The following is a 12,272-nucleotide window of genomic DNA, read 5'->3' as shown; positions in this document are numbered from 1 at the left end:
CACCTTACCATTCATTAGTTGCCGGGCTTATGCTATAATCAAACCAATCTTACCCCGGAAAGGAAGCTTTTTCATCTTGTTTAATAATTCGTTTTGGATCTTTTTTGCGATCATTCATTTTATCATTGTTCTTTTATTTTATAAAGGATTTGGCAAAATGGGACTGTTTGTTTGGATCGGTTTTGCGACAGTCTGCGCCAACCTCCAAGTCGTCAAAACAGTCGAACTGTTTGGCTTAACAGCGACACTCGGGAATGTGATGTATGGCACAATCTTTTTTGCGACAGATGTGCTGAATGAAAAATACGGACCAGCTGAAGCCAGAAAAGCGGTATGGCTCGGATTCTCAACGCTCCTGACGCTGACATTTGTCATGCAGGGCGTGCTGCTTTTCGAACCGGCTTCCAGCGACATATCACAAACAGCGCTGGAAACGATCTTCGGATTCCTTCCGCGAGTTGCGTTAGGAAGTCTGCTTGCCTTTATCTTCAGCCAAACGCTGGATGTTTATGTATATTCGGCAATTAGAAGGATATTTCCTTCTGATCGGCTTTTATGGCTCAGAAACGGCGGCAGTACAGCAGTCAGCCAGTTGTTTGATACATTCATATTCACTGCAGTCGCCTTTCTCGGCATTTATCCGGCAGACGTGTGGCTTCATATTTTTATTTCTACATATTTGATTAAGTTTGCGGTATCTTTAATTTCATTGCCTTATGCCTATGCAGCCAAAAAAATGATACCTAATGATGAAAGGAGTTCATAATGCCTACAGAAATATATGTAGACGGCGCAAGCGCCGGTAATCCAGGGCCTTCCGGTATCGGCATTTTTATCAAACATGAGGGAAAAGCAGAATCTTTCTCTATTCCAATCGGAGTGCATACAAACCAGGAAGCGGAATTTCTTGCATTAATTGAAGGGATGAAGCTATGTGCAACGCGCGGGTATCAATCAGTTTCCTTTCGAACCGATTCAGATATTGTGGAACGCGCCACTGAGCTTGAAATGGTTAAAAATATAACGTTTCAACCGTTTGTAGAAGAGATCATCCGATTAAAAGCGGCATTCCCTCTTTTTTTCATCAAATGGATACCGGGCAAGCAAAACCAAAAAGCCGATCTTCTGGCAAAAGAAGCGATTCGGCTGAATGAAAAGAATTAAATCTTGATCATTGGTTCATCCTAATGGCGAGGTGAACTAACATGAAAAAGAAAGATAAAGGCCGGCTGACCGGCGGTGTTACTCCGCAAGGCGACCTGGAAGGCAATACACATAATGACCCTAAAACAGAGCTTGAGGAGAGAGCAAAAAAAAGCAATACAAAACGCTAGAGAAGATCTAAACGATCTCTCTAGCGTTCAGCTTTTCAAGCATACGCTCAATTCCTTTGATTTGGTGGCGGCGAAGCATGTCAGCCGCCTGCTTCATTTGCAAAGTAAATAAAGCGTCTTTCAGTGTGCAGGCCAGCGGCACTGAGCAATGAATTTCCGCCAGCTTCCTCGACATCTCCAAATCGCTTAAACCTTGCTGAATTTTTCCCTGCTGTCCTTTTGGAAGAAGAGAAAGATTTTCCAATAAACGGTCAATCGTTTCATATTCACGAATCAGTTTGTAGGCTGTTTTTTCTCCAATGCCTTTGACTCCGGGATAGTTATCACTGGAATCACCCATAAGCGCTTTAATATCAATCAAAGCCTTCGGCATTACGCCTGTTTCTTCATAAAAAGTCTCTTTTGTATAGACTTTATAATTTCCGATTCCTTTTTGAAGCAAAGCAACGCTTACTTTATCCGTTAACAGCTGAAGTAAATCTCTGTCCCCTGTTACGACCGTAATGTCCGCTTCATTCGCAAATAAATCGGCAAGAGTACCGATACAGTCATCCGCTTCATAGCCGGCAAAGCCAATATTCATGATTCCAAGCTCTGCGGCTGCTTCCTTTGCCAAATCAAACTGCGGAATCAGCTCCACAGGCGGCGCGCTGCGGTTGGCCTTATAATCTTGGAACAAGTCATTTCGGTACGTTTTGCTCCCCATGTCCCAGCAGCAGACGACGTGTGTCGGCTGGAATGTTTCCACAGCTGTAATCAAATGCTTTAAAAAGCCGTTGACGCCGTTCGTCGGCACCCCGCTGTCATTTATCATAAAGTTGCGATGTACGGCCGTGGCAAAAAAGGCCCGGAATAAAAGAGCCATGCCGTCAACCAGCAATAGTTTATTATTATTCATCAAATAACTCCCTTTTCTTTCATTCCTTCTATTTTATCATAAAGCAGCCCAAAAATAAAAAACAGTATCTCTTTAATTAGAGATACTGTTTGGATATTTATCAATCGTTGTGTCTTTTGTTGCTGGCGATCAGCTTTTCAGCTTCGCGTCCTGCGTAAGAGTCAAAATGGGTTTGAAATCCGTTTTTCTTTTTGGCATTGTTATTCGCCTGTGCATTTCTGTTTCCGAGCTTTGTTCTGCCCAACATGAATCCCCCCCTTACGTCGGATGCATATAGTATATGCTTCCGGCAGGAGGTTCACTCGCGACAGGATCATCCAGCTTACATGCGGCTTACGTATTCTCTGACCATTTCTTTTGATACAAGCCGTCTTGTCGGGACGATGCCTTTTTTAGCGAGCTGATTCATTTGCTCGGTAATTTCATTAATTGCATCTGTAGTATAAGGCTCATCGTTTCTGCATTTAGCAACAGCTTCTTCAATCGCCAATTCACGCATATTTTCAAGACGCATAAATGCTTTGATATGCTCGTGCTGTTTTGATGAATGTGCTGAAATTGCTTTATGTACCTCTGACATTAATCGTTCATCTCGCTTTTTTCTATTTAGTCTATCATGACTTGAAATACAAGCCAACTGAATTTTACATTTTTATTGTATTGTCTGAATTTTTCCAGGAGATGCAAGCCTGATACGCCATTTCAATCTCTTTCGCATGTTCCCCTTCCGCATATCCTCTTAAATATGTCTCTTTTTGATCCGTTATTTGCGCGATTGCTTTTTCGCCCATATCTTCCTGTAAGCGTCTGAGGTGAGCTGTGTAATGAGAGATCAGGCTTTCTTCTTCATTTTTTATCCATGCCTCTGTGATTTTCGTAAGTTTCATCCGCACAGCTTCGATAAAGGCCGCTTTTCCTTTCTGCTCAAAAAACTGCTTCGGTGATTTGATCTCTTTTAGTTCCTGCTCAAAAGCACGTTCTTCTATTTCCGGTTCAACTTCCTTCAACTGTATGCCGTTCGAATGCTGATCACCCGCATAAACGGAAAAATAACCGTCCTCGTTTAATGTTTTTTGAAAATGATCCAGCCATTCTTCATTGATATGCCGTTCGATGAAACCGCTCATGCGAACATCAAGCGTTTTGATTTCCTGAATATATTCAAATTGATATTCATGTAAGGCTGTTGTCATCGCCTTACTGACGTTCTTTTTCCAATCCCCGTTTTGCAGCCCGGGATGAAATGCGGATTTTAATAAATCATTTGCAAAATATGATAATCGCTGTGTAATGTGATATAGCTGCTCTCTTGTATCTTTTTTTACTTTTTCAATGATGGTTTTTGAGTTCCGCCGTTTCTCGATATCGGCGGCTGTCCGCTCAAATGACAGCATAAGGCGCTGTTTCTGCGCTTCCTTCTCTTCTCGGGACTGATGCTGGGATTGGTGAAGCTGAAAAACGGTTTCGCATAGTTTGTCTGCCTCCGAACTGAGCTGCGCTGCTGACGCTTTTTTTACATCCACTTCGATAAAACGGTCTAAGTGTTTTCTTACTTTCGAGAACTGATTATAAAATGACTCCGGTTTTCCCACCAGTTCCTCCTTACTTGATACGGTAAAGAGCTGCGGCTCATAAACCCCTTCTTTTACAAGCTCTGTGCTGACATAATCGGTCACTGTTTCGAGTTCTGTTTTATCTTTTGCAAGGTCTGCAGCATTAATAATAAAAAACATTTTATCCATGCTGAGCGATTCTTTCACAAGTCCAAGCTTTCGCAAAAATGAACGGTCTCCTTTTGAAAAAGAGTGCTGATAATAAGTCATATAAAAAAATGCATCAGCATCTTTGATATATTGGAATGCCAGTTCTGTATGCCGTTTATTCATGCTGCTCGCGCCGGGTGTATCAACGATCGTAATCCCTTTTTCAGTGAGCGGGCATGTATAGTAGACCGTTACCTCTTTCACAGCACAGGCCGTTGTTTCCTCTGCTACATACGGCTTTAATTCAGAGAGCGGAATCGTTAATTTCTTCTGTTCCTGTATATACTGCTGATACTTCTCGTATGCAAGCAGGAAATTGCTGATCAATTTCACGTGTTCTTCCTGCAGCCTGTTTTTTTTGACTGCCTTTTCCCACTTCTCTGTGAAGGAACAGCCTGCCGGCTCCTTTGGTATTCCGGTGAGCTGCAAAATTTCAGCCGTTATGTCATCCTCTGTCTTAAACACTACATCCGCTGTTTTGTTTAAGTTGCCATTGATTGGCTTTGTGATCTTGTTAATTGTCGCTGTGGTTGGCGTTGGTGAGGATGGCAGCACTCTTTCGCCGACAAGCGCATTGGCAAATGATGATTTCCCCGAGCTAAAGCCTCCAAAAAGAGCGAGTGTAAATTTACGTTCCTCAAGCCTTTTCACCCTTTCACGAAACGCTGAAGTTTGCTTTAACAACATGCTGCATTCGCCTAAAATGTCAGACAAAGTGTAAAAGCGTTTGATTTGGTCTTGAAGCGGCATTTCTTGTTCCATTTTGATTTCTGATTTCGGCATCGGCTGCGCCGTCAGCTGGCTTCGGCCTTGTTTCTGCTCTGGAGCCGCCACTCTTGTTTTCTTCGATTTAAACCATTCTGTGTCTATATGCATTGGGCATGCGGACTCTTCTTCCCAAATGGCCCACAGGCGATCGGTTTTCTCTCGGGCATTATTCTCTAAACGTGCCTGTTCTTGAAGAAAGACAAGTTTTTCTGATTCTTGGACGAGCCGGTCGTTAATTGTTTGCACATCTTTGGAAACACGCTCTTTCACCATAGCGGAGAGCACCTTTATGATGTCTGCGGCTTCTCTTTTCGCCTCTTTCCGGATGAGCTCTGCCAAGTCTTTTGTATATTGCAATACATATTCAGAGGAAAAGGCTGCACCATGCTTGACCGCGCGTTCAATGATGCTTATATCAAGCGGTGTGCGATAGGCCTGAATCAGCTTTTCACTTTCAGCGGTATAGACATCAAATGCCTTGGCGAGTTTATGAAGCGTGTCTATCATATGCCAATCCGCTTCGGCCTCTGTTCGTTTTGCCACATCAGAGAAAAAAGCATTCCGCCTTTTATCTCTTTCCTGTGCAGTTTTCGCTTTAGAAAAGAAAAAGCCGGTTTTAAAGGAAGGCTCTAGTGATTCTAAAAATGCAGCCGCCAATTCACGCATTTCAAAAGGCGTCAGGTTGGCGTTTTTTAAAATAAGATTGATTTCTTCCTGCATCCTCTTCTCTGCCTCAGTCGTTTGTTTTTCGGCCTCATCCAATTGATCACGCAGCGATTGGACCAGTCCAGTTTGGATATTAAGCTGTTCAGCGAAACTCGGAGCGCCTGTTTCGTCTTTCTTCAGCATTTCCGTATGTTCCTTTAGCAGATTACGGACTTTTTGTTCCGTTAAAGCTTGCATATTGCTTTTTGATTGCTGTTCTATTCTTCTTAACTCTTCTCTCAGGGCCCCCATCTGATTGAACGGGTGATCCGGTTCTGTTACTGATGTAAAATAGAGCGCTTCCCTTGAAATCCCTTCATTGCAAAGCATCTCCTCTACCTGCGCTTGATAGTCTCCAAATTTCGTCTCCGTCTCATCATGGCGGTCAATTTGATTGACGATAAAATACACATTCGGAATGCTTTCTTTTATTGATCTGAGAAACTTTACATTTTCCTCAGCGTGCACGTGATTATAGTGAACGACGTAAAACAGCGCATCCGCTTGGTGAAGAATAGAAGCAGCCGATAGAAAATGAGCATCATCTGTTGAATCTATCCCTGGAGTATCAATATACGCAACCCCGGGATCGATCTCAGTATACCTGTCAAAAATTTCGACGCTTTCAATCTGTTCCCCGTCTTTACAATATTGCTGCACCTTGTCTTTCTGGTAAGCCCCTTCCAGCTCAGCACACGCTCCGTCTGTTGTATGAAGCCGAACTCGCTTTTCCCCGTTTCTGATCACAACAAGGTTAGCGCTTGTCGGAATCGGGCTTGTCGGCAAAATATTCTCCATTAACAGGCAGTTCAGCAGTGACGATTTTCCCGCTGAATAATGCCCGGTAAACGCGATATAAACCTCTTCATCAGCCGCTTTTTTCATGACCGCAGCCAGTTTAGCAGCCCTTTGTTCATCTTGATTCTCAATAAATTGCTTATAAATTTCCCCAGTTTTATGCAAAAGCTCTTTTCTGTTTTGATCTGTCATAAGTCTGAACCCCTTTGTGCCGTTTCAATTGTGAACCTTTTTCGAAAGATCTGAATTCATTCCCTTTTCATTTTACACAAGAATAAACCAAATTTCTTTAGGAGAATAGAAAAAAGCCGCCATTACGGCAGCTTCTATAAAAGAAAATCTGCAACTTTTACAAGTTCCAGATTCATCAAACAGATTTATTAGAGATTCCTTTTAATACAAAACCAATTAATACACTATATGTACAAACCGCTCCAAGCAAAAACAGCATTGTCATTTGCTTCACCATCCTGATTGAGAATCTTTTTCAAATTCATTTTAACATGGTTGAGAATGATTTTCAATCGCTATTTTACGCTGTATTCCTGTAATGCTTTGTCTTCTGCGCGAATTCTGATGCTTAACAACACGGCATTGAAAATGGAAAACAGACACATGGTGACGTATGCTTGATAAAGCAGCGGAATCAGCAAAATTTCGAGTATAACAACGGCATAGTTTGGATGTTTCATCCATTTATATGGACCTTTTTTTACAAGCTCTACACCTGGAACAACAAGGATTTTCGTATTCCAATATGCCCCTAAGGAACAAAGCGCCCAATACCGTACGATCTGTACGCTTAAAATCACTGCAGCGATACCGAGCCACCAGCTGGACGGCTGTTTATTCATCAGCAGCACCTCGGCAATTAAGGACAGGAAAAAAAGGATATGCATCGTAATGATATACGGATAGTGGCTCTCGCCAAATTCAATTGCTCCTTGCTTCTTTACCTTTTGTTCGTTTTGCCTGGCCACTGCCATTTCTGCTGCTCTTTGAACAATGAGAATGGCGATCAACAACCAAAACATGAGTCAGGCCCCCTTTTCCCAGCTGAATAACAGCAACTCTGATGAGAAACCCGGCCCTAAAGCGCCAATCAGTCCTCGTTCAGCTTCCTTTTTATGTCCGTTCTGCAGATGGTCTTTGATCACATACAAGATTGTGGCTGAAGACATATTTCCGTGCTTTTGCAAAATGCTTAGCGCAGATGAAAGCTTTTCTGACGACAGCCCGAGACTTTTGATGTATGCATCGATCACTTTTTTTCCGCCTGGATGCGCCAAAAAAACACAGATATCATGGAATGACAGCTTATGTTTGTCCAAAAAAATCTGTACATTTGTTTTGAGCCATTTTTCCACCAAGGTCGGAATGTCTCGTGAGAAAATGACTTTGAATCCTTGATCGGTAAAGTCCCAGCCCATGACATCTTCTGATTGTTTCATCAAAACAGATTGGGCGTCCATTATCTTCGGCGCAAGCTTCAGCTTTGACATCCTGCGGTCCGCCTTCTCTCCGCATAATAAAGCTGCGGCAATGCCGTCACCAAAAAGCGAGGTGCCGATCAGATTGCTTTTCGTTTTATCTTCCGGCTGGAATGTCAGGCTGCACAGCTCGGCAGCAATGACAAGCACAAAAGCCTCAGGATACGCTTTGCAGTATTCGGCTGCACGCGCAAGTCCGCTGGCTCCTCCTGCACAGCCAAGCCCCCAAATCGGAATCCGCTTCGTATATGGAGAAAACGGAAGTTCATTCATAAGCCGCGCCTCGATACTCGGTGTGGAAAGACCTGTACTGGAGACGAAAAAAACAGCTTCCACTTTCTCATAAGGAATGGCTTCTTGAAAAAATTCCGGATGAGAGAGGCACTCACGAACAGCCGCTCTGCTGTGTTTAAGTGTTTCTTCTATGTATATTTGATTTTTTTCTTCAAAGCTGTGCCCCTCTTTATACCATTCAATCGGCTTAACAAACTGTCTCGAATGGATTTGCCCGTTTTTAAAGGAGGATAACAGCCGGTCAATATCCTTAAAAGAATGCTGAAACATATAGCGGGCGAACTCGGCCGCTTTCTCTTGGTTTACATTATACGCAGGAAGACTTGTTCCAATGGATAAAATAAACGCCATGCGATCACCTCTTTGCATACATTGTGCCGCAACAATCTTTTTTATATGCAAAAAAACTCCGCCGCGGCGGAGTTAGACTGCTGTTTTTTGTTCAGCGAGGTCAGCTTCTTGTTCTATTTTTTTAGCTTTAGAAAAAACGTTATATACAATATTTAAGACGACTGCAGTAAAGCTGCCCACCACAATGCCATTCGTTGTAAGCAGCGTTAAGGCACTCGGAAGCTGTTTGAAAATATCCGGCACAACGGTCACACCGAGCCCCAATCCCACTGAGCAAGCAACAATCAGCAGATTTTCCTGTTTCGCAAAATCAATGCGGCTGAGCATTTTAATTCCGTAAGCAATCACCATTCCAAACATCGCCACCATTGCACCGCCCAAAACAGCGGATGGAATAATAGTCGTGAAAGCAGCGATCTTTGGAAACAGCCCAAATGCCATTAGGATCACACCTGTGACCACAATGACGGCATTTTTTTTGATCCCTGTGAGCTGAACAAGCCCGACATTTTGAGAGAATGCCGTGTAAGGAAAAGCGTTAAAAATACCGCCCAGAAGCACAGCCAGTCCTTCAGCTCGATAGCCTTTAGACAAATCTTTCTCTGTCAAACGGCGGTTTGTCAGGTCACCTAAAGCAAAGTAAACACCAGTTGACTCCACAAGGCTGACAATTGCAACGATGGACATCGTAATGATAGGCGCTGCGTGAAAAGACGGCGCTCCGAAGTAAAATGGCTGAATCATTTGAACAACTGCCGCGTCCGAAACATTATCAAATTGAACTTTTCCCATAAAATATGCGATGAAGGTGCCAATCAAAATACCGATCAAAATCGAGACGGACTTGATAAAGCCTTTTGTAAAACGGTATAGAAGCACAATGATACTCAACACGGTAAAAGCAAGCGCAAGATTGGAGAGATCTCCGAAATCTGCACTTCCTTCTCCGCCGGCCATGTTATTCATGGCAACCGGCATCAGTGTAATACCGATAATCGTAACAACAGAGCCTGTCACGACCGGCGGAAAAAACGATACGAGCTTTCCAAAGAAAAATGAAATAAGAATGACAAGAATGCCTGAAGCGATAATGCTGCCGTAAACTGTTGAAACCCCATATTCAGATCCAATCGCTATCATCGGCGATACAGCTGTAAAGGTACAGCCAAGCACTACCGGAAGCCCGATCCCAAAAAATCGGTTGCTCCACACTTGCAGAAGTGTAGCCACACCGCACATAAAAATATCAATCGATACTAAGTAAGTCAGCTGCTCGACAGTCAGTCCCATTGCTTTTCCGACAATCAGAGGAACGACAATGGCGCCGGCATACATGGCAAGAACATGCTGAATCCCTAAAGACAGCGTTTTGCCGAATCCATTTCTCATGAATGAACCTCCTGTACGAAGGACACTTTTCCTTCTTCTAAAGACTGAATTCTTGCCAAAGATTCCACTCGGTAGCCCAGTTTTACAAGTTCATCTCTTCCCGGCTGAAATGACTTTTCAATAACAATGCCGATTCCCGCAATAGAAGCTCCCGCTTGCTTCACAATCGACACAAGCCCGTGCGCTGCCTGTCCATTTGCCAAAAAATCATCGATAATCAGCACATGATCCTGATCCGACAGGTGGGTCCCAGACACTGCGATTTGGCTTTCTGTTTGCTTCGTAAAGGAATAAACAGACGCTGTCAGCAAGTTGTCGGTGAGTGTTAACGATTTATGCTTTCTCGCGAAGACAACTGGCACACCCAGCTTCAAGCCCGTCATTACAGCGGGAGCGATACCTGATGATTCGATTGTCACAATTTTGGTAATACCGTCTTTTGCAAACCTAGACGCAAATTCATCACCAATTCTCTGCATAAGCAGCGGATCAATTTGGTGATTCAAAAAAGAATCCACTTTCAATACCTGATCAGATAATACGACGCCTTCTTCCTCTATTTTCCGTTTCAGTGCTTCCATCTTGTCTTACCTCCGTTATGAGAATAAAAAAAGCATTGCCCGCTCAAATAAAGAGCAAGCAATGCTGATATCACAAAAAACCGTACACGTGCGGTTCCATTGCTCACCCATAGTCGGACATTTACGGTGCCCGGTAGAAACTTGCGTGCCATATCCACGCGATTATATGAGTGTTCCTATTATATTGTAATAAATTATATCAAGATTCTAATCCCTTGCATAGGCTGAAAATAAAAATTCCCGAACTTTATTTTTGTTTTTTTAGATATCATTCGTATTTCAAGGGAATTCGATATAAAAGAGCCTGACGACCGCGCCGCCAGGCTTTTGATTATGACAGATAGAGATTTGAATATTTGTTTGTTAAATAATCAATTAAATAGCGAACATTCAGCTCTTCTCCTGTAGCATCTTTAATAATGTCTAACGGCTTTTTCCGTTTTCCGTGAATGTGCACCTTTTCCGTCAGCCATTGCTTTATCGGATGGAACTCTCCTCTTTCCAAGAGAGCGTCAAATTCAGGGAGATCCTCAAGCATTTTTTGTTTCAGCTGAGCCGCATACATGTAGCCGAGCGCATAGGATGGGAAGTAGCCGAAATCTCCACCTGCCCAATGGACGTCCTGTAAAATCCCCTCTGCGTCGGTCTGCGGTGTAATCCCTAAATAATTCTGGTATTTTTGATTCCAAAGCGACGGCAGATCTTCCACAGACACTTCATTGCTAAAAATCGCTTTTTCAATTTCATAACGGATGATGATATGAAGAGGATACGTTAATTCATCCGCTTCGACCCTGATAAATGAAGGTTTTGATTCATTGATTGCCCGGACAAAATCATCCAGGGAGATGTCCTTGAACTGTTCAGGTGATGCTTCTTGAATCTTCTGATAGTACGGTGTCCAAAAATGCTTGTTGCGACCGATAAAATTCTCGTAAAATAATGATTGCGATTCATGAATTCCCATTGATGCGCCGTCTGACAAGTTCGTGCCACTGAGTGCTTCATCAATATTTTGCTCGTAAATCGCGTGCCCGCACTCATGAATGGTGCCAAAGATCGCCGTCCGGAAATCTTTTTCATCATATCTCGTCGTGACCCGAACGTCTCCCCGATTCAGCGTAGTTGCAAACGGATGAACGGTTTCATCAAGTCTTCCGCCATCAAAATCGTAGCCAAGCTCCTGTAAAAAATACAGACTGAGCTCTTTTTGCTTTTCTTTCGGGAACGCTTTTGTAAGAAAGCTTGTATCTGGTTTATTTCCGGAAGCTGTCACCTGTTTAACAAGAGGGATAATCGCTTCCTTCAGCTCAGCAAACAGCTGATCAAGCACCTTTACCGTGACGCCGGGCTCAAACAAATCAAGCAATGCATCATAAGGATGCTCTTGATATCCCCAATACGTAATAAAACGTTTATTGAATTCAATCAGCTGTTCTAAATAAGGAGAAAACAAGCTGAAATCAGATTTTCCTTTCGCTTCCTCCCACGCTGTTTCTGCCTTTGAACAGAGAATCACGTATTCTTTGTATTCAGCCTCAGGGATTTTCTTATTCTCTTCATACTCTTTTTTCGCCAGTTCCACTGCTTTTTTCGTATCTTCCGACAAGTCATCAAATCGTTCATACAGGACATCGATAAGCTCCTTCATTCGATCTGATGTTTGGATATTGAATATATCTGTTGAAAGCTGGCCGATACTTTCGGCACGATCCTCTGAGCCGTTTTTCGGCGCGCCTGTTCTGGAGTCCCAGTGCATTAACGCAACTGCTTCGCTGTAATGTGAGATTCTTTTTAAAAGATCAAAAAATTCTTTTTCATATGTATGTATCTCCATATCCATTCCCTCCCTATTCTAGCCGTTCCATTACAGGCTAATGGAAGGGGGTATGAAAGTCAAA

General features: G+C 43.0%; 13 protein-coding genes and 1 riboswitch. Of the genes, 3 read left to right on the top strand and 10 right to left on the bottom strand.

From position 1 onward, the window contains the following. Positions 1-76 precede the first annotated feature (76 nt). Genes BGM23_RS11160 through sspL form a run of 3 tightly spaced genes read left to right on the top strand, consistent with a single transcriptional unit; the run spans position 77 to position 1,334 of the window. A complete protein-coding gene (locus BGM23_RS11160) occupies positions 77-766 on the top strand; it encodes a queuosine precursor transporter (protein ID WP_003230767.1) in 690 nt (229 codons plus the stop codon). Continuing rightward, on the top strand, positions 766-1,164 hold the full coding sequence (locus BGM23_RS11155) for a reverse transcriptase-like protein (protein ID WP_003230765.1): 399 nt from the start codon (positions 766-768) through the stop codon (positions 1,162-1,164). The genes BGM23_RS11160 and BGM23_RS11155 overlap by 1 nt, the downstream gene beginning before the upstream one ends. Positions 1,165-1,205: 41 nt before the next feature. Then, positions 1,206-1,334: a small, acid-soluble spore protein L gene (sspL, locus tag BGM23_RS11150; RefSeq protein WP_003218255.1), complete on the top strand. Its 129-nt coding sequence runs from the start codon at positions 1,206-1,208 to the stop codon at positions 1,332-1,334. Between the two features lie 7 nt (positions 1,335-1,341). Here sspL and exnP read toward each other — a convergent pair whose 3' ends face one another. From exnP to ypwA, 10 genes are all read right to left on the bottom strand, one after another. Next, complete coding sequence (exnP, locus tag BGM23_RS11145; RefSeq protein WP_046663416.1) at positions 1,342-2,232, bottom strand: 5'-3' exonuclease ExnP; 891 nt, start codon at positions 2,230-2,232, stop codon at positions 1,342-1,344. Between the two features lie 100 nt (positions 2,233-2,332). Beyond that, a complete protein-coding gene (locus BGM23_RS11135) occupies positions 2,333-2,479 on the bottom strand; it encodes a hypothetical protein (protein WP_003230761.1) in 147 nt (48 codons plus the stop codon). Positions 2,480-2,554: 75 nt separating this feature from the next. After that, positions 2,555-2,812 (bottom strand): YpbS family protein, encoded by a 258-nt coding sequence (locus BGM23_RS11130; RefSeq protein WP_003230757.1) that lies wholly within the window; start codon positions 2,810-2,812, stop codon positions 2,555-2,557. A 64-nt stretch (positions 2,813-2,876) separates the two neighbouring features. After that, positions 2,877-6,458, bottom strand: coding sequence for a dynamin GTPase (gene dynA, locus BGM23_RS11125; RefSeq protein WP_046663419.1), 3,582 nt, complete (start codon positions 6,456-6,458; stop codon positions 2,877-2,879). A gap of 175 nt (positions 6,459-6,633) precedes the next feature. After that, positions 6,634-6,723 (bottom strand): Fur-regulated basic protein FbpC, encoded by a 90-nt coding sequence (gene fbpC / locus BGM23_RS21430; RefSeq protein WP_100069434.1) that lies wholly within the window; start codon positions 6,721-6,723, stop codon positions 6,634-6,636. Between the two features lie 70 nt (positions 6,724-6,793). After that, the gene (bpsB, locus tag BGM23_RS11120; RefSeq protein ID WP_041336387.1) at positions 6,794-7,300 is read right to left on the bottom strand and encodes an alkylpyrone methyltransferase; all 507 of its coding nucleotides are present in this window, start codon (positions 7,298-7,300) and stop codon (positions 6,794-6,796) included. Positions 7,301-7,303: 3 nt separating this feature from the next. Then, positions 7,304-8,401, bottom strand: a complete 1,098-nt coding sequence (gene bpsA, locus BGM23_RS11115; RefSeq protein WP_046663424.1) for a type III polyketide synthase BpsA — start codon at positions 8,399-8,401, stop codon at positions 7,304-7,306. Positions 8,402-8,473: 72 nt separating this feature from the next. Beyond that, positions 8,474-9,790 carry a xanthine permease PbuX gene (gene pbuX / locus BGM23_RS11110; protein ID WP_046663426.1) on the bottom strand — a complete coding sequence of 439 codons (1,317 nt, stop codon included), beginning with the start codon at positions 9,788-9,790 and terminating at the stop codon, positions 8,474-8,476. Beyond that, positions 9,787-10,371 carry a xanthine phosphoribosyltransferase gene (gene xpt / locus BGM23_RS11105; protein ID WP_003230744.1) on the bottom strand — a complete coding sequence of 195 codons (585 nt, stop codon included), beginning with the start codon at positions 10,369-10,371 and terminating at the stop codon, positions 9,787-9,789. Before xpt ends, pbuX begins: the two co-directional genes overlap by 4 nt. Before the next feature lie 90 nt (positions 10,372-10,461). After that, positions 10,462-10,561, bottom strand: a riboswitch (purine riboswitch). 141 nt (positions 10,562-10,702) lie between these two features. Further along, positions 10,703-12,208 carry a carboxypeptidase gene (gene ypwA, locus BGM23_RS11100; protein WP_046663429.1) on the bottom strand — a complete coding sequence of 502 codons (1,506 nt, stop codon included), beginning with the start codon at positions 12,206-12,208 and terminating at the stop codon, positions 10,703-10,705. Positions 12,209-12,272: the final 64 nt, after the last annotated feature.

It is taken from the genome of Bacillus sp. FJAT-14266 (genome assembly GCF_001719225.1).
Taxonomy (GTDB): Bacteria; Bacillota; Bacilli; order Bacillales; family Bacillaceae; genus Bacillus; species Bacillus subtilis.
Note: the sequence above shows the minus strand (reverse complement) of the source record. Positions and strands in the feature narration are given on the sequence as shown.